Raw genomic sequence first — 19,141 nt, 5'->3', positions numbered from 1 at the left:
CCCCCCCCCCCCCACTACCGTTGTCCGAGGAAGCAACGCAGCATGCAGACATCCACCGAGCTTGCGCGGCCGATCGACCGCTATTTCGCCAGCTACTCCGACGACCACCGCAATGTCATCAACCAGCGCATCCACGTGGTGGCGGTGCCGGCAATCCTGTGGTCGGTGGTGGCCCTGCTGTGGTGCCTGCCGCCGCTGATCACCTGGTTCCAGTACGGCATCTGGTCGGCGTTCGCGATGTTCAGCGCCTGGTGCTTCTACAACAAGCTGTCGCGCCCGCTGGGCATCGGCATGCTCATCCAGTTCTTCGTGTTCGGCTGCCTGTGCAGGCTGCTGGAGGCCGAGATCGGCCTGCATAACCTGTTCTGGCTGGCGGTGGGTGTATTCGTTGTGGCCTGGATCGCCCAGTTCATCGGTCACAAGTTCGAGGGCCGCAAGCCCAGCTTCCTGACCGACCTGACCTACCTGCTGATCGGCCCGGCCTGGGTGATGGCCAAGTTCTACCGCAAGCTCGACTGGCGCTACTGACCTGCCCGTGGCCGACGCTGCCCCTCGTTTCCTGAACGGGCAGATTCCGTCACCCGCACTCCACGACGGCCCTGCCAGCCTGCACCGGTGATCCGTTCCCCATCGCCCGCCCGTCGACGGCAGCCCCTGTGCGACAGGGCCTGCGGTCTCCCTGCGTCGGCGTAGGGTGTCCCCGAGGGCAACCGGGGAGGGACCGCAGCAACGTGATGCTGCGCTGCAGAAAAAATGAATCAGCGGACGTTACATGCAATTGATCGCTGTTCGATGGGTTTCGGCGACATTTCGCAGCCTGTTATCCTCCCTGACCTGCTCGTGAATCATGGATTCCCTGCATGCTCCCCAGCCTGCCCCTGCTGCTGGCCCTGCCGTTCCTGATGGCAGCGGCTGTTGCGGCCTTCCCCCGTAGTTCGCGCTCGACTGCTGCCTGGCTGGCGGCGCTGGCGCCGTTGGGCGGGCTGGCCATCCTCGGCTGGCTGACCCCGTCGGTGCTCGACGGCCAGGTGGTGCGGACGATGGTCCCTTGGCTGCCGCAGATCGGCCTGGACTTCACCCTGCGCCTGGACGGGCTGGCCTGGATGTTCGCCGGGCTGGTGCTCGGCATCGGCGCGCTGGTGGTGCTGTATGCGCGCTACTACCTGAGCCAGCAGGACAACGCCCACCGCTTCTACTGCTACCTGCTGCTGTTCATGGGCGCCATGCTGGGCATGGTGCTGTCGGGCAACCTGCTGTTGCTGATGATCTTCTGGGAAATGACCAGCATCAGCTCGTTCCTGCTGATCGGCTTCTGGTCGCACCGCCAGGATGCCCGCGAGGGCGCGCGCATGGCGCTGGTGATCACCGGTGGCGGTGGCCTGGCCCTGCTCGGTGGCGTGCTGCTGATCGGCCGCATCGTCGGCAGCTTCGACCTGGACGTGGTGCTGGCCGCCGGCGAGCAGATCCGCGCCAGCGCGCTGTACCCCTACGCCCTGTTCCTGGTGCTGGCCGGCATCTTCACCAAGAGCGCGCAGTTCCCGTTCCACTTCTGGCTGCCGCACGCGATGGCGGCGCCCACGCCGGTCTCGGCCTACCTGCACTCGGCCACCATGGTGAAGGCCGGTGTGTTCCTGCTGGCGCGGCTGCACCCGGCACTGGCCGGCAGCGACCTGTTCTTCTACACGGTCAGCGGCATCGGCGCGCTGACCCTGCTGATCGGTGCCTGGAATGCGATCTTCCAGCACGACCTGAAAGGCCTGCTGGCGTACTCGACCATTTCCCACCTGGGCCTGATCACCCTGCTGTTCGGCCTGTCCACGCCGATGGCGGTGGTGGCCGGCGTGTTCCACATCCTCAACCACGCCACCTTCAAGGCCTCGCTGTTCATGGCCGCCGGCATCATCGACCACGAAACCGGCACCCGTGACATGCGCAAGCTGGGTGGCCTGCGCAAACTGATGCCATTCACCAGCGCGCTGGCGATCATCGCCTCGCTGGCGATGGCCGGCATCCCGTTGCTCAACGGTTTCCTGTCCAAGGAAATGCTGTTCGCCGAAGCGCTGACCGCCGGTGGCGGCCCGGGCGCGATGCGCACGGCCGTATCGATCGCGGCGCTGCTGGCCGGTGTGTTCGGCGTGGCCTACAGCCTGCGCTTCGTGCACGACACCTTCTTCGGCCCCGGCCCGCACGACCTCGACCGCGTGCCGCATGAGCCGCCGCGCTGGATGAAGGTGCCGGTGGAACTGCTGGTGGTGATCTGCGTGGCGGTGGGCATCGCCCCGGCACTGACCGTGGCGCCAGTGCTGCATGCCGCTGCGGCCTCGATCCTCGGCAACGCCATGCCCGAGTACAGCCTGGCCGTATGGCACGGCTTCAACCTGCCGCTGGCGATGAGCGCGATCGGCGTGGTCGGTGGCGTGGCGCTGTACTTTGGCCTGCGCAAGCTGATCAACCTGCACGGGGTGGAAACCCGCACCACCGGCCGCAACGTGTTCCATGCGCAGCTGGATGCCCTTTCCGCGCTGGCCATGCGCCTGACCAACGGCATCGCCAATGGCAGCCTGCAGCGCATGCTGCTGGGCCTGGTGCTGGTGGCGATCGCGGTCGCCGCCGCGCCGTTCGTGGCCAACCCGGCCTCGCCGAACTGGACCGCGCCGCAGCCGATCCCGCTGCTGGGCTGGGTGCTGTGGCTGGTGATGATGGCCTGCGCCGTTGCCACCCTCCGTGTCTACAAGCAGCGCCTGCTGGCGGTGCTGCTGGTCGGCGGCGTCGGCCTGATGGTGGCGCTGACCTTCGTGTTCCTGTCCGCACCGGACCTGGCGCTGACCCAGCTGCTGGTGGAGATGGTGACCCTGGTGCTGATGCTGCTGGGCATGAACTACCTGCCCGCGCAGTCCGGGCCGGAGCGGCCGCGCTGGCGCAAGCGCCGCGATGCGGTGATCGCGATCATCGCCGGCGCCGGCCTGGGTGCGCTGGCCTATTCGGCGATGACGCTGCCGCCGAACACCATGGCCGGCGAGCTGCTCGCCCGTGCCCTGCCCGAGGCCTACGGCCAGAATGTGGTCAACGTGATCCTGGTCGACTTCCGCGGCTTCGATACCTTCGGCGAGATCACCGTGTTCGGCATCGCCGCACTGGTGGTGCATGCGCTGCTGCGTCGCACGCGGATGGCGCCGGAGCAGATCATGCCCGGCCCGCCGATCAAGCTGCCGGTGCCGGCCGACCTGGCGCAGATCATGTTCCCGCTGACGCTTACCGTATCGATCTTCCTGTTCCTGCGCGGCCACAACGCGCCGGGCGGTGGCTTCATCGCCGGCCTGGTGCTGGCGGTGCCGCTGCTGATCCAGTACGTGATCCAGGGCACCGCGTCGGTGGAGTCGCGCTTCGGCTTCGACTACATCCGCTGCATCGGCATGGGCCTGTTGATCGCCCTGCTCAGCGGCAGCGCGTCGATGCTGTTCGGCGTGCCGTTCCTGACCAGCGGCCACCTCGACCTGCACCTGCCGCTGATCGGCGACGTGCCGCTGGCGAGTGCGATCGGCTTCGACATCGGCGTCTATCTGGTGGTGTTCGGTGGCGCCATGCTGATGCTGTCGATGATGGGCACGATCAAGCCGTCGCGTACCCGCACTGCCCGCAAGGGTGAGATCGACCTGCAACGCCGTTCGGCACGCACCGGGGAGATGCACTGATGGAACTGGCCCTGGCTACCGCGATCGGCGTACTGACCGCCATCGGCATCTACCTGCTGCTGCGTGCGCGCAGCTTCGATGTGATCCTCGGCATGACCTTCCTGTCCTACGCCACCAACCTGCTGATCTTCGCCGGTGGCCGCGTGGTGCTGGGCAAGGCACCGGTGCTGCAGGAAGGCGTGGACAGTCACCTGGGCAACTACACCGATCCGCTGCCACAGGCGCTGGTGCTGACCGCGATCGTGATCGCCTTCGCGATGACCGCGGTCAGCATCGTGCTGGCCATGCGCAGCCGCAGCGACAACCACAGCGATCATGTGGACGCCCACGAGCCGGATGACGACCTGCAGGATGAGCGCATGCTGCCGCGCCAGGGCGAGGACCGCGCATGAACCACCTGGTGATCCTGCCCATCCTGATTCCGCTGCTGGGTGCTGCACTGTCGCTGTTCGTCGAACACCGCCGCTATGGCCCCAAGGTGCAGCGCGCGGTGGCCTGGACTGCGCTGTCGGCGCTGGCGCTGGCGGTGGGCCTGCTGTTTGCCACCACCGCCACTGGTGAGATCAACGTCTACCTGCTCGGCGACTGGCCGTCGCGCCTGGGCATCGCGCTGGTGGCCGACCGGCTGTCGGCGTGGATGCTGCTGACCACCCTGCTGCTGGCCATTCCCTGCTTGCTGCATGCCTGCTCGGGCTGGGACCGCCGCGCGCCGCACTTCCATGCACTGTTCCAGTTCCAGCTGGTCGGCCTGAATGGCGCATTCCTGACCGGCGACATCTTCAACCTGTTCGTGTTCTTCGAGGTGATGCTGATCGCCTCCTACGGCCTGCTGCTCAGCGGTGGCCGTGGCCTGCGCATGCGCATCGGCCTGCACTACGTGGTGTTCAACGTCACCGCCTCGACCCTGTTCCTGATCGCGCTGGGCCTGCTGTACGCCTCGCTGGGTTCATTGAACATGGCCGAACTGTCGCAGCGCATCGCCGAGGTGCCACCGGCGCAACTGACGCTGGTAAAGGCCACGATGGGCCTGTTGCTGCTGGTGTTCTGCGCCAAGGCCGCCTTGATGCCACTGTACCTGTGGCTGCCGGAAGCCTATTCGCGCGCGCCGGCGGCGGTGGCGGCGCTGTTCGCGATCATGACCAAGGTCGGCCTGTACTCGGTGCTGCGCATCCAGATGCTGTGGTTCGGCGATGACGCGGGCGCGATGGCCGGCTATGGCCGCGACTGGCTGCTGTGGGCGGGCGTGGCAACGCTGGTGCTGGGTGGCCTCGGTGCGCTGGCCGCGACGCGCCTGCGCGTGCTGATCTCGTATCTGGTGATCGTCTCGGCAGCCACGCTGTTCATCGCCTTCTCGGTAGGCACGCCGCAGGTGCTGTCCGCCGGCCTGTACTACCTGCCACACAGCAGCTTCGTCGCCGCCGCACTGTTCCTGATTGCCGACCTGATCCGCCGCCGCCGCGGTGGCGCCAGCGACCGCAAGGAAGTGGTCGCGCCGATGCCGGGCAAGGAAACGCCGGCGGTGCTGTTCCTGATCGGCGCGGTATCGGTGGCCGGCCTGCCGCCGCTCTCCGGCTTCCTGGCCAAGGCCGCCCTGCTGGCCGGCATGCCGGCGCAGTACACCGGCCCGGTCTGGACCGCGGTGCTGGTCAGCAGCCTGCTGGTGATCATGGGCCTGACCCGCGGCGGCATCCGCCTGTTCTGGCGCGTGCCGCCAGTCGACCCCGATGCACCGAAGCCGCGCAAGGCACGCCTGCGCCGGGTCGAGCTGTACGCCGCCTGCATCCTGCTGGCCTATGGCATCGGCATGACCCTGGCTGCCGCCCCGTTGATGCGCTACACCGACGCCACCGCTGCACAGCTGCTGCACCCCAGCGAGTACGTGCAGCAGCTGCGCGCGACCACGCCGGAGATCCGCCAGCCATGACCGCCCAGCGCTCCCTGTTCCGCCGCATCATTCCCTCACCGATGCTCAGCATCATGGTGGTGGCGTTCTGGCTGCTGATGTCCGACAGCTTCACCCTCGGCCAGATCGTGCTGGGCCTGCTGCTGGGCGTGGTGGTGCCGCTGTTCGCCGCGCGCCTGGACCGCGAATTCGCCCGCATCGGCACGCTGCGGCCGCTGCCCAAGCTGTTGTGCGTCACCCTGTGGGACATCCTGATGTCCAACATCCGCGTCGCCATCCAGGTGCTGGGCCCGGAAAAGAACATCCACCCGGGTTTCATCTGGCTGCCGCTGGACATTGCCAACATCCATGGCATCGCCGCGCTGACCAGCATGATCACGCTGACCCCGGGCACGGTCTCGGCTGCGCTCAGTGACGACCGCAAGTACCTGCTGGTGCACGTGCTGCACCTGGAGGATCCGCAGGACCTGATCGATACGATCAAGCGCCGTTACGAGGCGCCGTTGATGGAGATCTTCCCATGACCGGTTTTGAAGTCATCCAGACCACGCTGGTGGTGTGCATGCACGTGGTCGGCCTGGCCATGCTGCTGGCCACCTGGCGCCTGCTGCGCGGGCCGACCGTGCCCGACCGCATCCTCGCGCTGGACACCCTGTCGGTGACCGCGATCGCCGAGTTGATGCTGTTCGGCATGTACCTCAATTCGCCGATCTACTTCGAGGCCGCGCTGATCATCGCCATGCTCGGCTTCGGCAGCACCGTGGTGCTGAGCAAGTTCGTGCTGCGCCGGGACATCGTCGAATGATCACCGCGATCCAGATCGGCCTGTCGATCCTGCTGCTGTTCGGCTGCTTCTTCATCCTGGTCGGCGCACTGGGCCTGGTGAAGCTGTCCACCTTCTTCAAGCGCCTGCACGCACCAACCAAGGCCAGCACGCTGGGCGTGGGCTGCGTGCTGGTGTGTTCGGTCTGCTACCACATCTTCCTGGGCCAGGACCCGCAGCCGCGCGAGCTGCTGATCACCGTGTTCCTGTTCATCACCGCACCGATCAGCGCGCACATGATGGCCAAGGCCGCGCTGTCGCTGCTGATGGAAACCCGCCCCAGCCTGCCGGGCAACGAACCGGCCGCCGAAGAGCAGCTGCCGCCGCCGGAACCGGTGCGGGAAGAAGAGACCACGCAGAACCGGTGAATCCGGTAGCGACCGACCTTGGTCGGCGCTTTGTTTCCCTGAGTGCCAACCAAGGTTGGCAGCTACCGCATCATCGGTGGGTGGACCGGTGGGTGCCGACCGTTGGTCAGCACGGAGCCAACCGCATCCACGCATGGCGTGGATCTACCGACCGCAATGCCCGGTGGCGGCCGACCTTGGTCGGCGCTTTGTTTCCCTGAGTGCCAACCAAGGTTGGCAGCTACCGGGTGATCGGTGGGTTGACCGGTGGGTGCCGACCGTTGGTCGGCACGGAGCCAACCGCATCCACGCGTGGCGTGGATCTACCGACCACAATGCCGGGTAGAGGCCGACCTTGGTCGGCGCTTTGCTCCCCGAGTGCCAACCAAGGTTGGCAGCTACCCCATCATCGGCGAGGTGACCGGTAGGTGCCGACCTTGGTCGGCACGGAACCAACCGCATCCACGCATGGCGTGGATCTACCGACTGCAATGCCCGGTAGCGGCCGACCTTGGTCGGCGCTTTGTTTCCCTGAGTGCCAACCGAGGTTGGCAGCTACCGCATCATCGGTGGGTGGACCGGTGGGTGCCGACCGTGGGTCGGCACGGAGCCAACCGCATCCACGCGTGGCGTGGATTTACAACGCCGGGGCACCCACCAGCAGCAGCTCCAGCACGAACCAGCCCGCGAACGCGACCAGCAGGATCGCGCCTTCGCCGCGGCTGATCTTCAGGTCGCCGCGCAGCATGGGGTACAGCACCAGTGCGAAGGCCAGCAGCGCCGGCAGTTCCAGGCGCACGAACGAGGCCGGCAGGGCCAGCGGCTGCAGTACGGCCATCGCACCAATCACCAGCAACAGGTTGACCACGCTGGAACCCAGCACGTGGCCCAGCACCATGTCGCCATGACCACGGCGTGCGGCAGCAATCGCGGTTGCCACCTCCGGCAGCGCGGTACCGATCGCGACCGGCAGCAGACCGACCAGCAGCGGCGTCCAACCCAGTGCAGTACCGAAGTCCGCTGCGGCCCCCACCACCAGGCGTGCGCCCCAGTACAGGGCCAGCGCGGCGATCAGCACCCGCAGTACATTCAACGGCAGGCTGGTGCGGCTGAGTGCGGACTCGGCGATGGCTGCCTGCACCTCCGCACTCTCGCTGCGACCACGGCGCAGCAGCAGCACCTGCACCACGATGAAGCCGGCCAGCAGCACGCCGCCCTCCCAGCGTGCCAGGCCACCATCAAGACCGAACAGGATCAGCAGCACGCCTGCCGCCAGCAGTGACCACCACAGCACCGTCTGCAGGCGCGCGCGCAGCAGCAGTGGCGCAGCCATGGCCGCCACGGCCAGGGTCAGGCCCAGGTTGACGATGCTGCTGCCCACCGCGTTGCCCAGCGCCAGCTCCGGCTGACCGACCGCCAGCGCGCGCGCGTTGACCGCCAGTTCCGGCAGCGAAGTGGTCACGCCGAGCAGCAACAGGCCAGCCGTGAACGGACTGGCCCCGAAGCGTTGCGCCAGGCCGGACACGGCCTTGACGATGGAGTCCCCGCCCAGCGCCAGCAGCAGCAGGCCGAGCAGGAACCAGGAAATGGCAATGGCGATCATCGAGCACTCCCCCAGCGGTCGTGGCGCGATTCTACGCTGGCCCCGCGCGCATGGCTGGGCCGTAGATCAAGGATCAGCCACAGCCTTCCACATAATCGACCTGCGGGGTCTGCCCGACCCGCCACGCGCCGACCCGACCGTCCGCACCGAGCGCGAAGTCGATCACCGCCCCACCCTCCTGCGCCGGACGCACGCGCAGGTGCTGGGCCTTCTCGTCGTACTTGTCGGGGCCGACGTCACCGCGCTCGGGATACAGCACCTGCAACTCGCCCAGGGTCATGCCGACCTTGCCGCCGCCCGGTGCGATGATGGCGGCGCTGCGCACGTCGTAGCGCACCAGCTTGCGGCCTTCGATCATCAGGCGCGGGTCTTCGGCATTCTGCGGTCGCAGGAAATAGCAGCCATCGTTGCTGTCGTCGACCGGCAGCGGTTTGCCACTGGCATCGGTGCCCAGCCCCTGCAACGGCGCGCCGAAGCCACTGCGGACCTCAGCGATGCCGGCGCCCAGCTTCGCGCCGGCGAAGCCCTCCAGGTGCGCGGGACTGTCCTCGCGGCGGTCATTGGCTGGACGGGCTGCCAGATCAGGATCCGTCGACTGCGCGGGCCCGGTAGCCGAGGCGGTTTCGGCCGGGGTATCGCTGCCGCTGCCGGCCGCCCCCTGTTTGTCCTGGCCGCCGCAGGCGGTGAGCGAAAGGAGCAACAGACCAGCAAGCGGAAGGTGCTTCATCGGTGCGGTTCCCTGGCACGAAGGTGGCTGCACGCTAGCCCATCCTGTGTGCAGGCGCTGCATTGTCATCGCGGTTTCATCGCCTTCGTTCAGGCTCGGCGAGCACCGATCTGGCCGTCCCTTCCATGCAACCGCGCAAGACCGATCTCGCCCGAACCGCGCTGCAGGCCCACCGCGCGCCGCTGGACATGCGCCAGCGACGGCTGCTGATCCTGTGCGACGGCCAGCGCACCATTGCCGACCTGACCGGCCTGCTCGGCCAGGACGCACCTGCGATGGTCATCCAGCTTGTGCAGGCGGGGTACCTGAGCACTGGCGTCCCAGCACCGTCGCCCGCAACCGCGGTAGCGCCGGTGCCCACACCGCCGGCAGCCGCACCTGCAGCACTTGCTGCACCCGCGGTCGAACGCCGCCGCTCGCTGGTGGCCGCGCGCATCTATGTGCTGGGCATCCTGGAGATGCAGCGCCACCCGCAGGCGGCTGCACTGTTCCGCGACCTGCAGCAGGCGCGTGCGGAAGACGAGGTGCTGCAGCGGCTGCAGTCGGCGATGCAGATGCTGCCCGGGCTGACCTCGGACGGCTATTGCCAGCGCGTACGCCAGCGCCTGCTGGAAGCGCTGCCGCTGGAGCATTGCGACGCGTTCGCGGAGGTGGCGTAAGCGCAGGTTCCGGCGGAGAACATCCACGCATGGCGTGGATGCGATCAGGATCCGTGCCGACCAAGGTCGGCACCCACCAAGCTAGCGGGACGACCGGAAGTTGTTGCGCAGGCCGTTCCAGCACTGCTGGTAATCGCCCTGGCGATGGCCGGCGGCCAGCGCCTGTGCGGTCGGGCGGATCACTGCGCGGGTCTCGAACATGAAAGCCATCGTGTCCTTGATCACATCGGCCTTGGACAGGTCCGCATTGGAGGCCTTGTCGAAGGTCGGCGCGTCCGGGCCGTGGCCGCTCATGCAGTTGTGCAGCGATGCGCCACCCGGCAGGAAGCCTTCGGCCTTGGCATCGTAGGCGCCATGCACCAGGCCCATGAACTCGCTGGCGATGTTGCGATGGAACCACGGCGGACGGAACGTGTTCTGCGCCACCAGCCAGCGTGGCGGGAAGATCGCGAAGTCCATGTTGCTGGTGCCGGGCGTGTCGCTGGGCGAATGCAGCACCAGGAAGATCGACGGATCCGGGTGGTCGTAGCTGATCGAACCGATGGTGTTGAAGCGGCGCAGGTCGTAGCGGTACGGCGCGTAATTGCCATGCCAGGCCACCACGTCCAGCGGCGAATGGTCGATCGGCGCACGCCACAGGCGGCCCTCGAACTTGGCGATCAGTTCGAAATCACCATCGACATCCTCGAACGCCGCGTGCGGGGTTTCGAAGTCGCGCGGGTTGGCCAGGCCGTTGGACCCGATCGGACCGAGGTCCGGCAGTTTCAGCAGCGCGCCGTAGTTCTCGCAGATGTAGCCACGGCTCGGGCCATCGGGCAGTTCGACGCGGAAGCGCACGCCACGCGGAATCACCGCGATCTGCTGCGGCTCGATCTCGATCACGCCCAGCTCGGTCAGCAGGCGCAGCGCGCCCAGCTGCGGCACGATCAGCAGTTCACCATCGGCATCGTAGAAGTAGCGGCCGACCATGTCGCGGTTGGCGGCATAGAGGTGGATGCCCACGCCGGCATGCGCGTCGGGCGAGCCGTTGCCACCCATCGTGTACAGGCCTTCGACAAAGTCGGTCGGCAATTCCGGCAGCGGCAGCGGGCTCCAGCGCAGCTGGTTCGGCGAGGCCGGCTGTGCGCCGAAATCACACTGCAACCGCGACTGCGCGAACGGGGTGAACTCGCCATGGGTCACCGCCGGGCGGATCCGGTACAGCCAGCTGCGGCGGTTGCTGCCGCGCGGCGCGGTGAAGGCGGTGCCGGTCAGCTGTTCGGCGTACAGGCCGTGGGCCACCTTCTGTGGCGAGTTCTGCCCGACCGGCAGCGCGCCGGCGACGGCCTCGGTGGCGAATTCGTTGCCGAAGCCGGACTGGTAGCCGCGGGCGGTGATGGCGGTGGACATGGGGGCTCCTGGGTACGGCGAGACCGGAACGGAAAGCAGCCGAGCATGGCTCGGCTCTACAGATGAGCAGGCGCCGGGCATGACCCGGCGCTACCGTTGAACGTTACAGCACGCCGCGGCGGATCTGGTCGCGCTCGATGCTTTCGAACAGCGCGGTGAAGTTGCCTTCGCCGAAGCCTTCGTTGCCCTTGCGCTGGATGATCTCGAAGAAGATCGGGCCGATGCAGTTCTGGGTGAAGATCTGCAGCAGCTTGCGCTGGTGGGTTTCCGGATCGGCATCGATCAGGATCTTGTTCTTGGCCAGGCGCGCCACGTCTTCACCGTGGTTCGGCACGCGCTGGTCGATCACGTCGAAGTAGGTCTCCGGCGTGTCGAGGAAGTCCACGCCCTGCGCGCGCATCGCTTCGACGGTCTCGTAGATGTTCTCGGTGAAGCAGGCGATGTGCTGGATGCCCTCGCCCTTGTACGCGTCCAGGTACTCGTTGATCTGGCTCTTCGGGTCGGACGATTCATTCAGCGGAATGCGCACGATGCCGTCCGGCGCGGTCATCGCCTTGGACACCAGGCCGGTCTTCAGGCCCTTGATGTCGAAGTAGCGGATCTCGCGGAAGTTGAACAGGCGTTCGTAGTAGTCCGACCACTGCTGCATGTTGCCGAAGTACAGGTTGTGGGTCAGGTGGTCGATGAAGGTCAGGCCGAAGCCCACCGGGTGCAGGTCGGCACCGGCGATCGGCTCGTAGTCGCCGTCGAAGATGCTGCCAGCGCTGCCGTAGCGGTCGACCAGGTACAGCATGCAGTCGCCGATGCCCTTGATGACCGGCGCGTTGACCGCCTTGCTGTCCGGCTTGAAGGCGATGGCTTCGGCGCCGTTGCCCAGCGCGGTCTGGTAGACCTCCTGGCCAGGCTTCTTGAAGCGGATGGCGAAGCCGCAGGCGCACGGGCCGTGCTTTTCGGCGAAGTCCGAGGCGAACGAATCGGGGTCTTCGTTGACCAGGAAGTTGACGTCGCCCTGGCGATAGACGGTAATCGGACGCTGCTTGTGCTTGAGCACCGCGCTGAAGCCCATCTTCCGGAAGTACTCGTGCAGCTCCTGGCCACGGCCGGCCGGGGCGGCGAATTCGACGAACTCGAAGCCGTCGATGCCCATCGGGTTCTCGAAGGTGGTGACCTGCATGCCGGGGTTGGGGTGCGAGGCGGTCGGGACTGCGGTATTCATGGCGTGGCTCCGAATCGGTACCGCATCGGTACAAACCAGGTGCGGGCAGGTAGGGACCCGGCGAGAATGCAGGGTCTGGACCTACCCCTTATAGTTACACTTGAAACCACCAGCAAGGTGCACCGCAACATGAGCCCCGCCGATCCCGTTTCGACCCGCCTGCGTTCCTCGCACGTCCTGCTCGACCTGGAACAGTTCCTGCCGTACCGGCTGAGCGTGCTGTCCAACCGGGTCAGCGGCAACATCGCCAAGCTATACGGCGATCGTTACGGTCTGGCGATTCCCGAGTGGCGGGTGATAACCATCCTGGCGCTGTACCCGGGCTCCTCGGCCAGCGAGGTCTCCGACCGCACGGCAATGGACAAGGTGGCGGTCAGCCGCGCCGTGGCCCGCCTGCTGGAGCGTGGCTTCATCAAGCGCGAGACCCACGGCGACGACCGCCGCCGCTCGGTGCTGGCGCTGTCGGCAGCCGGCTTCGAGGTCTACGAGACCATCGCGCCAATGGTGATCGAGATCACCCGCAAACTGATGTCGGTGCTGAGCGAAGAGGAAGAGCAGGTGCTGGAAAAACTGATCCTCCGCCTGGCCGGCGAAGGCCTGGAGCGGATGGGCGAAGGGGTCTGAAAGAAAAAAGGGGACGGAGGGGATTAAGTCGTTTTGGCCCCCCAGATCGCGGGTTCCGACCCCGACCGGCAGCGGAACAGTGGCTGGGCGATTGTCGTCCGCCCCCTTTGATCTGACGGGACCCGCTCTTTGGCGGACTGCGGACCGACCGCAGACGATGCCATCGGACGCATTACCCCCCCGCAGGTCCCGTCCTGAAGTGTCGCCCTCGCCCGGCGACATTTCCGCATTGGCCCGATACGGCCCGTTTCCGCCAGGCTGGTGTATCGAAACGGGCTGATCCAGTGAATTCTCCTATTGGACTGCTCACGTGTGCGGCCTAACGGTAAACGTTCAACGGGTATCAGCCCGGCCATGGATCCACATCGGACGGGCCCCCTCATGGATGACTCGCATTCAACGCTGCCGCATGGCCAGGAATTGCTGGCCGATCTCAGAGAGCTGATCTGCGCGGCGCGCAACAGGATGCACAGAACCATCAACAGCGAGCTCACGCTGTTGTACTGGCGGATCGGGCGGCGCATCCACGCTGATCAGTTGAGGGGCCGACGGGCCCGCTACGGAGAGCTTGTCTTCACCCGGATAGCCAAGGCGCTGACGACCGAATTCGGTACCTCCTTCGGTGAAAAGAGCCTGCGCCGGATGGTGCAGTTCTCCACCGCATTTGCGGACGAGCAGATTGTCGTATCGCTGATACGACAATTGAGCTGGACCCACTTCATCGCACTGATCCCCCTGGCGGATCCGCTCAAGCGTGACTTCTATGCGCAGATGGCCGCCACCGAGGGCTGGAGTGTGCGCATGCTGCGCCAGCGCATCGATTCGATGTTGTACGAGCGCACGGCGCTTTCCAGTCAACCCGAGCAGACCATCGCCGATGAGTTGGCGGCACTGCGTGGCAACCAGCAGCTGTCTCCAGGGCTGGTACTGCGTGATCCCTACGTCCTGGATTTTCTTGGCCTGAAGGACAGCTGGGACGAGCAGGACCTTGAAAGCGCGATCCTTCGCGAGATGCAGGGCTTCCTGCTCGAACTTGGCACGGGCTTCAGTTTCGTCGCCCGCCAGAAGCGCATCCAGATCGACGGCGATGACTTCCACCTGGACCTGCTGTTCTACAACCGGCGTCTGCGCAGGCTGATCGCCATCGAGCTGAAGATCGGCGAGTTCAAGCCCGCCTATAAAGGGCAGATGGAACTCTACCTGCGCTGGCTGGACCGCTACGAACGTGAGGACGGCGAGCAGGCGCCGTTGGGCATCATCCTCTGCACGGGGAAGAAGGCGGGTCAGATCGAATTGCTGGAGCTGGATCGCTCAGGCATCCACGTCGCGGAGTACCTGACCAGCCTGCCCTCTCGTGAGGTCCTCAAGCAGAGATTGCAGACCGCCATGGAGCGGGCCCGGCAACAGCAGCAGACCGCGGCACCCAGCCCCCTGTAGATCCACGCCGTGCATGGATGGCACCCCACGCCTCAGCTCAGATGCTTGCGCCGTGCATGGATCCACGGCACTGCCAGCGCCGCGATGGCGCCACCGGCAAAGCCCAGCGAAGCCGCAACCGTGGCCGCTTCAACCGCGCCCGGCAGCGCCAGCGCGGCAGCCACCAGCAGCAGCGACGGCAGGCCGACGAAGGTGCCCAGGAAGAAGTGCCAACGCGGTGACCAGGTGTTGAGCTGCAGCAGGCTGACCGGCTGCCAGGCGTCAGACGCGGTGTCTTCGGCGATTTTCGCCACGACCTTGCCCAGGTTCACTTCCGGCAGCGCGCGCCCATGCCGTGCGGTCGCCAGCAGTTCGGCCACCGCCTCCACCGGCGGGAAACTGGACGGCCACGCGACCGGTGCCGGCACGCCGTAGGCGGTCAGCAGCGGCACGCTCAGCCACGGCGCCACCAGCGGGCGCATGCGGCGGCGGCCATGCACGCACCAGATCTGCGGCTGGCCGTGCGCGGTGACGCTGTACAGCGCCAGTTCGTTGGCCGGCGGGTAGCCGAGCATGGTCACCCGCGCGGCCAGGCTCTCCTGGCCCATCGCGCGCAGGAAGCCGGGGCGGCTGCGCCCTTCCTGCATCCACGCCAGCCCCAATGCACCCACCAGATAGGCCTCCGCCACGTCCTTGCTGCCGGCGGTGGCGCGCTCGTCGCTGGCCAGGTACCAGGCTAGCGACTTTGGTTCAGAGACGTCCTCCAAGCCCCAGCGGCTGTCGTCACCCAGCACGTGGCGCACCGGCAGGCGCGCCGACGCGGTTTCGCCGCGTTCGCCCGGCTGCAGGAACGGCAGCACGCCCTGGATGAACGTGGACAGTTCGATCGCACGCACGCCATGGCCCTGCCATTCCGGCGGCAGCAGCCCGGCCAGCTGGCCGTCGGCGGCCAATGCATCGAGCCGTGATTTCTGCTCGACCAGTTTCTGCACCGCCCCCTTCAGCACCACGTTGTCGGGCAGCGCGATCTGCGGCAGGCGGTGACGCGGCGGTGCCAGTTCAACGGTGTCCTCGCCGGTACCGGCGTCATCCAGCAACGCCTCCTGCGGCGGTAGGGTCACGCCCTCGCCTGCCCCAGCCTCGGCCAGGTCGCTGGCAGGTTCGGGCAGTCGTTCGGCGTGGTCGCTGTGCATGGGCGTTCCGGAAGGTTGCATCGACGGGATGTCGACTGAGGTCCTTGCCGGTAACGGCGTACGTGCGGTGAAGTTGAGACGCCGTTTCAGAGAGTGTGACCGCACCCACAGTAGAGCCGCGCCAGGCGTGGATGCACCTCTGTGCCGGCCAGCGGCCGGCACTACCCTATTCCGGTTTGTCAGGTGCCCACTGCTTGAGGAACGCGGTCACGCGCGCGGGCTGGAAGGCTTCGCCCTTGCGCAGCTCGCCGGTCGCCTGCGACACCAGCAGTCCGCCATCGGCATCGAGTACCAGCAGGTACGGGTAGTCGCGTTCCATCATCGGGAACTGGGCGAAGAAAGCGGTATTGGGTTGTTCGTCGCTGGCGTTGACCTTTACCCACACGTAGTGGGCATCGCGGAAGCGGCGCAGATCACCGTTACCTTCCACCAGCTCGTCCAGCGCCCGGCAGCGATCGCAGGCAGCATTGCCGACCTCGAGCAGGATGCGCTTCTTGCCGCGCTGGGCTTCCACCTTGGCGGTGGCCAGATCGTCGGCGGGGTTGCGGGCCGGGTCGAACTGCGCGCCGAGCCCGGCGATGGCGGCAATATCCGCCGCCACCGGGGTGTTGCCCGAGGCCACCGGTTCGCTGGGGTCAGCGACCGGTGGCTCGGTGGGTCGGGTATCCAGCGGCTGCGTAGGCTCGGCGGCGGCAGGCGGTTGCGGTTGGGAACAGGCGCCAATCAGCGCCACACAGACCACCACCACTGCACCACCGAGCTTGCTGCGCATGCCTACTACCCTCTCATCATCATTTGACGCCGTGCATCAGCTTGTTGATCAGCGGGGCGACCAGGAACAGCACCACGCCGGAGCCGATCAGGGCCCAGAACCCGAAGGTATACCCCTTCAGGGCCGACTCGACCGTCATGCCGCCTTCACCACTGACCACGCCAGCGAAGATGCCCGACAGGTTGTTGCCGATGCCGGTGGACAGGAACCAGCCACCCATGCCGAAGCCGACCAGGCGCACCGGGGCCAGCTTGGTCACCATCGACAGGCCGATCGGCGACAGGCACAGCTCACCCACCGACTGGATGACGTAGACCATGAACAGGGTCCAGAACGGGATCTTGCCGTCCACGACCATCTGCGACAGCGCGTACATCAGCAGGGCGAAGGCGGCGCCGTTGAACAGCAGGCCCAGGCCGAACTTGCGCGGAATGGACGGGTTGGCGCGGCCCATGGCCACCCAGATCCAGGCGATGATCGGCGCCAGGGTGATGATGGCCACCGAGTTGACCGACTGGAACCACGCGGTCGGGAACGTCCAGTCACCGAACTGGCGGTTGACGATGTTCTCGGCCAGGAAGGTGAACGAGCTGCCGGCCTGTTCGAAGAACATCCAGAACATCACATTGAAGGCGAAGATGATCAGCATCGCGATCACGCGGTCGCGCTGCACCTTGCCTTCGCGGATGCCCTCGACCAGCAGCAGGATGGCCAGCGCGGTGAACATCGCGCCCAGGATCCAGGCCAGTGCGGTGGCGCCGGTGGCCAGCAGGAAGTAGGCGACCGGGATGGCGACCACGGCACCGGCCAGCACCATGATGATGCGGCCGAAGCCTTCAGCGCCGGCCGGCGGTGCACCGATGCCCTTCAGGCCGGCGCGACCGATGTAGAACCACACCAGCGAGATCAGCATGCCCACGCCCGAGGCGATGAACACGACCTTGTAGGACGGCATCGCGTCGGTACCGAAGACCTTGCGGGCCAGGTACTCGGTCAGCACCGGAGCGATCATCGCGCCGATGTTGATGCCCATGTAGAAGATGGTGAAGCCCGAATCGCGGCGCTCGTCCTTCAGGCCGTACAGCTTGCCGACCATGGTCGAGATGTTGGGCTTGAACAGGCCGTTGCCGACGATGATCGTGGCCAGGCCGAGCTTGAAGATGTGCTCCTGCGGCAGCGAGATCATGAACAGGCCGGCGGCCATGATGATCGCGCCGGTCAGGATCGATCGCTGGTAACCCAGTACCCGGTCGGCCACGTAGCCACCGAAGATCGCTGCGGCATACACCAGGGCCAGGTAGGCGCCGTAGATGCGGCTGGCGTCGCCTTCACCAGCAGCGCTGCCGTTGTAGAACTGGGCGACGATGTACAGCACCAAGGCCCAGCGGATGCCGTAGAACGCAAAGCGCTCCCAGAACTCGGTCATGAACAGCATCCACAACGGGCGCGGGTGGCCCAGCGTGGTCTTGAAGTCCGGCAGCGCCGGCTCTGGGGTGTTCGCAGTGGCGTTTACGCTCATGCGGATTTCCTGGTTCGGTGGATGACGAGCACGTCCGATGTGCAGTTGGAGCAACGCGCGAGGATCACCGACTTCTGGCGTTCACGTCAAATACACGCCGTTTGAGGCAGGTGCCAGCCTGCTCCCTGAACTTGCATCTGAAACGATCCAGCCGCCGGCCGGGATCCAAGCTGAATACGGATCAGCCCTGTTCTGCCGGGGGCCCGGCCTGCAGGCTGGTCCGCACCTGGAACAGTTCGGGGAAGAAGGTCAGTTCCAGCGCCTTGGCCAGGAAGCCCACGCCGGACGAGCCGCCCGTGCCGCGCTTGAAGCCGATCACCCGCATCACGGTGCGCATGTGTCGGAATCGCCACAGCTGGAACGCGGTCTCCAGGTCCACCAGGTCCTCGCACAGCGAATACTCGCGCCAGTAGCGATCGGTGTCCTGGTAGATGCGTTCGAAGACCGGCTGCAGTGCGTCATCGGCCACATGCGGCTGGGTCCAGTCGTGGGCCTCGTACACCGCCGGGACGGCGTGGCCGAAGCGGGCCAGGTATTTCAGGAATTCCTCGTACAGGCTGGGCGCCTCCAGCACGGTGCGCAGCTGCGCCTGCCCGGCCGCATCGTGCTCGAACACCTGCAGCATCTGTGCGTTCTTGTTGCCCAGCAGGAACTCGATGTAGCGGTACTGCAGCGACTGGAAGCCCGACGACGGGCCCAGCACGTCGCGGAAGCCCATGTACTCGGACGGGGTCAGCGTTTCCAGCACCGACCACTGCTCGGTCAGCTGGCGCAGCACCTGCTTGCTGCGCGCCAGCACCTTGCGGCACTGCCAGACTTCATCACGCTGCAGGAAGCCGATTGCGGCACGCAGTTCGTGGCCAAGCAGCTTCAGCCACAGCTCCGAGGTCTGGTGCTGGATGATGAAGAGCATCTCGTCATGGTGCGGCGGGTTGGACAACGGCTGCTGCGCGCTGAGCAGCTGGTCCAGCCGCAGGTAGCCGCCATAGGTCAGCCGCCCCTGCAGGTCGGTGTGGATGCCGGCTTCGAGATCGCGTTGGTTGTTGTCGACGGACATGGGCGGGACCAGATCGGGGGCGGCAAGGGTAGCGCGTTGCCGCCGCGCTGGCAGCCGCCGGGTCCATACCCGGGCGTGCGGTTGGCCGTGGAGCATCGGCCGATACCAGGCCTGCGCGTGGAACCGCCCAGGCCGTTGTACTGGCGGTCAGCCAGAGGCGTATTCTGATGCTTTGCAGCAACGACTGAATACGTTGTTGTT

18 protein-coding genes are annotated in these 19,141 nt (G+C 66.5%); 10 read left to right on the top strand and 8 right to left on the bottom strand.

Features of this window, described 5'->3' with window-relative positions:
- Positions 1 to 42 precede the first annotated feature (42 nt).
- From V3B48_RS18560 to V3B48_RS18530, 7 genes are all read left to right on the top strand, one after another.
- Positions 43 to 528 carry an Mpo1-like protein gene (locus tag V3B48_RS18560; protein ID WP_005411329.1) on the top strand — a complete coding sequence of 162 codons (486 nt, stop codon included), beginning with the start codon at positions 43 to 45 and terminating at the stop codon, positions 526 to 528.
- Between the two features lie 332 nt (positions 529 to 860).
- Positions 861 to 3,692: a monovalent cation/H+ antiporter subunit A gene (locus V3B48_RS18555; RefSeq protein WP_329894204.1), complete on the top strand. Its 2,832-nt coding sequence runs from the start codon at positions 861 to 863 to the stop codon at positions 3,690 to 3,692.
- Positions 3,692 to 4,084 (top strand): Na+/H+ antiporter subunit C, encoded by a 393-nt coding sequence (locus tag V3B48_RS18550; RefSeq protein WP_032127156.1) that lies wholly within the window; start codon positions 3,692 to 3,694, stop codon positions 4,082 to 4,084. The genes V3B48_RS18555 and V3B48_RS18550 overlap by 1 nt, the downstream gene beginning before the upstream one ends.
- On the top strand, positions 4,081 to 5,616 hold the full coding sequence (locus tag V3B48_RS18545) for a monovalent cation/H+ antiporter subunit D (protein ID WP_329894203.1): 1,536 nt from the start codon (positions 4,081 to 4,083) through the stop codon (positions 5,614 to 5,616). The genes V3B48_RS18550 and V3B48_RS18545 overlap by 4 nt, the downstream gene beginning before the upstream one ends.
- Positions 5,613 to 6,119 (top strand): Na+/H+ antiporter subunit E, encoded by a 507-nt coding sequence (locus tag V3B48_RS18540; RefSeq protein WP_164138189.1) that lies wholly within the window; start codon positions 5,613 to 5,615, stop codon positions 6,117 to 6,119. Before V3B48_RS18545 ends, V3B48_RS18540 begins: the two co-directional genes overlap by 4 nt.
- Positions 6,116 to 6,400, top strand: coding sequence for a K+/H+ antiporter subunit F (locus V3B48_RS18535; protein WP_005411334.1), 285 nt, complete (start codon positions 6,116 to 6,118; stop codon positions 6,398 to 6,400). Before V3B48_RS18540 ends, V3B48_RS18535 begins: the two co-directional genes overlap by 4 nt.
- The gene (locus V3B48_RS18530) at positions 6,397 to 6,786 is read left to right on the top strand and encodes a Na+/H+ antiporter subunit G (RefSeq protein WP_049401677.1); all 390 of its coding nucleotides are present in this window, start codon (positions 6,397 to 6,399) and stop codon (positions 6,784 to 6,786) included. The genes V3B48_RS18535 and V3B48_RS18530 overlap by 4 nt, the downstream gene beginning before the upstream one ends.
- A gap of 616 nt (positions 6,787 to 7,402) precedes the next feature.
- On the opposite strand, the gene V3B48_RS18525 is transcribed toward V3B48_RS18530, so the two are convergent.
- Both V3B48_RS18525 and V3B48_RS18520 read right to left on the bottom strand, forming a co-directional pair.
- A complete protein-coding gene (locus V3B48_RS18525; RefSeq protein ID WP_329894202.1) occupies positions 7,403 to 8,368 on the bottom strand; it encodes a sodium:calcium antiporter in 966 nt (321 codons plus the stop codon).
- Between the two features lie 73 nt (positions 8,369 to 8,441).
- Complete coding sequence (locus V3B48_RS18520) at positions 8,442 to 9,095, bottom strand: hypothetical protein (protein ID WP_049401679.1); 654 nt, start codon at positions 9,093 to 9,095, stop codon at positions 8,442 to 8,444.
- Between the two features lie 125 nt (positions 9,096 to 9,220).
- On the opposite strand from V3B48_RS18520, the gene V3B48_RS18515 reads away from it, so the two are divergent.
- Positions 9,221 to 9,754, top strand: coding sequence for a hypothetical protein (locus V3B48_RS18515; RefSeq protein ID WP_049422941.1), 534 nt, complete (start codon positions 9,221 to 9,223; stop codon positions 9,752 to 9,754).
- A gap of 81 nt (positions 9,755 to 9,835) precedes the next feature.
- Here the strand turns inward: V3B48_RS18515 and hmgA are convergent, their stop codons facing one another.
- Both hmgA and hppD read right to left on the bottom strand, forming a co-directional pair.
- Positions 9,836 to 11,143: a homogentisate 1,2-dioxygenase gene (gene hmgA / locus V3B48_RS18510; protein ID WP_329894201.1), complete on the bottom strand. Its 1,308-nt coding sequence runs from the start codon at positions 11,141 to 11,143 to the stop codon at positions 9,836 to 9,838.
- Positions 11,144 to 11,246: 103 nt separating this feature from the next.
- Positions 11,247 to 12,359 (bottom strand): 4-hydroxyphenylpyruvate dioxygenase, encoded by a 1,113-nt coding sequence (gene hppD, locus V3B48_RS18505; protein WP_182266825.1) that lies wholly within the window; start codon positions 12,357 to 12,359, stop codon positions 11,247 to 11,249.
- 129 nt (positions 12,360 to 12,488) lie between these two features.
- Here hppD and V3B48_RS18500 point away from each other — a divergent pair, with 129 nt between their 5' ends.
- Positions 12,489 to 12,983 (top strand): MarR family winged helix-turn-helix transcriptional regulator, encoded by a 495-nt coding sequence (locus tag V3B48_RS18500; RefSeq protein WP_043034279.1) that lies wholly within the window; start codon positions 12,489 to 12,491, stop codon positions 12,981 to 12,983.
- A gap of 381 nt (positions 12,984 to 13,364) precedes the next feature.
- Positions 13,365 to 14,420, top strand: a complete 1,056-nt coding sequence (locus tag V3B48_RS18495) for a PDDEXK nuclease domain-containing protein (RefSeq protein WP_329894200.1) — start codon at positions 13,365 to 13,367, stop codon at positions 14,418 to 14,420.
- 32 nt (positions 14,421 to 14,452) lie between these two features.
- On the opposite strand, the gene V3B48_RS18490 is transcribed toward V3B48_RS18495, so the two are convergent.
- From V3B48_RS18490 to V3B48_RS18475, 4 genes are all read right to left on the bottom strand, one after another.
- Positions 14,453 to 15,592, bottom strand: a complete 1,140-nt coding sequence (locus V3B48_RS18490; protein ID WP_329894199.1) for a hypothetical protein — start codon at positions 15,590 to 15,592, stop codon at positions 14,453 to 14,455.
- A gap of 166 nt (positions 15,593 to 15,758) precedes the next feature.
- Complete coding sequence (locus V3B48_RS18485; RefSeq protein ID WP_329894198.1) at positions 15,759 to 16,364, bottom strand: thioredoxin family protein; 606 nt, start codon at positions 16,362 to 16,364, stop codon at positions 15,759 to 15,761.
- Between the two features lie 19 nt (positions 16,365 to 16,383).
- Positions 16,384 to 17,883 (bottom strand): oligopeptide:H+ symporter, encoded by a 1,500-nt coding sequence (locus V3B48_RS18480; protein WP_329894197.1) that lies wholly within the window; start codon positions 17,881 to 17,883, stop codon positions 16,384 to 16,386.
- Positions 17,884 to 18,064: 181 nt separating this feature from the next.
- The gene (locus V3B48_RS18475; protein ID WP_121504224.1) at positions 18,065 to 18,940 is read right to left on the bottom strand and encodes a tryptophan 2,3-dioxygenase family protein; all 876 of its coding nucleotides are present in this window, start codon (positions 18,938 to 18,940) and stop codon (positions 18,065 to 18,067) included.
- Positions 18,941 to 19,141 lie beyond the last annotated feature (201 nt).

The organism is Stenotrophomonas sp. SMYL20 (assembly GCF_036320045.1).
Classification (GTDB): Bacteria; Pseudomonadota; Gammaproteobacteria; order Xanthomonadales; family Xanthomonadaceae; genus Stenotrophomonas; species Stenotrophomonas maltophilia_A.
This window is presented reverse-complemented; position numbering and strand designations above follow the sequence as displayed.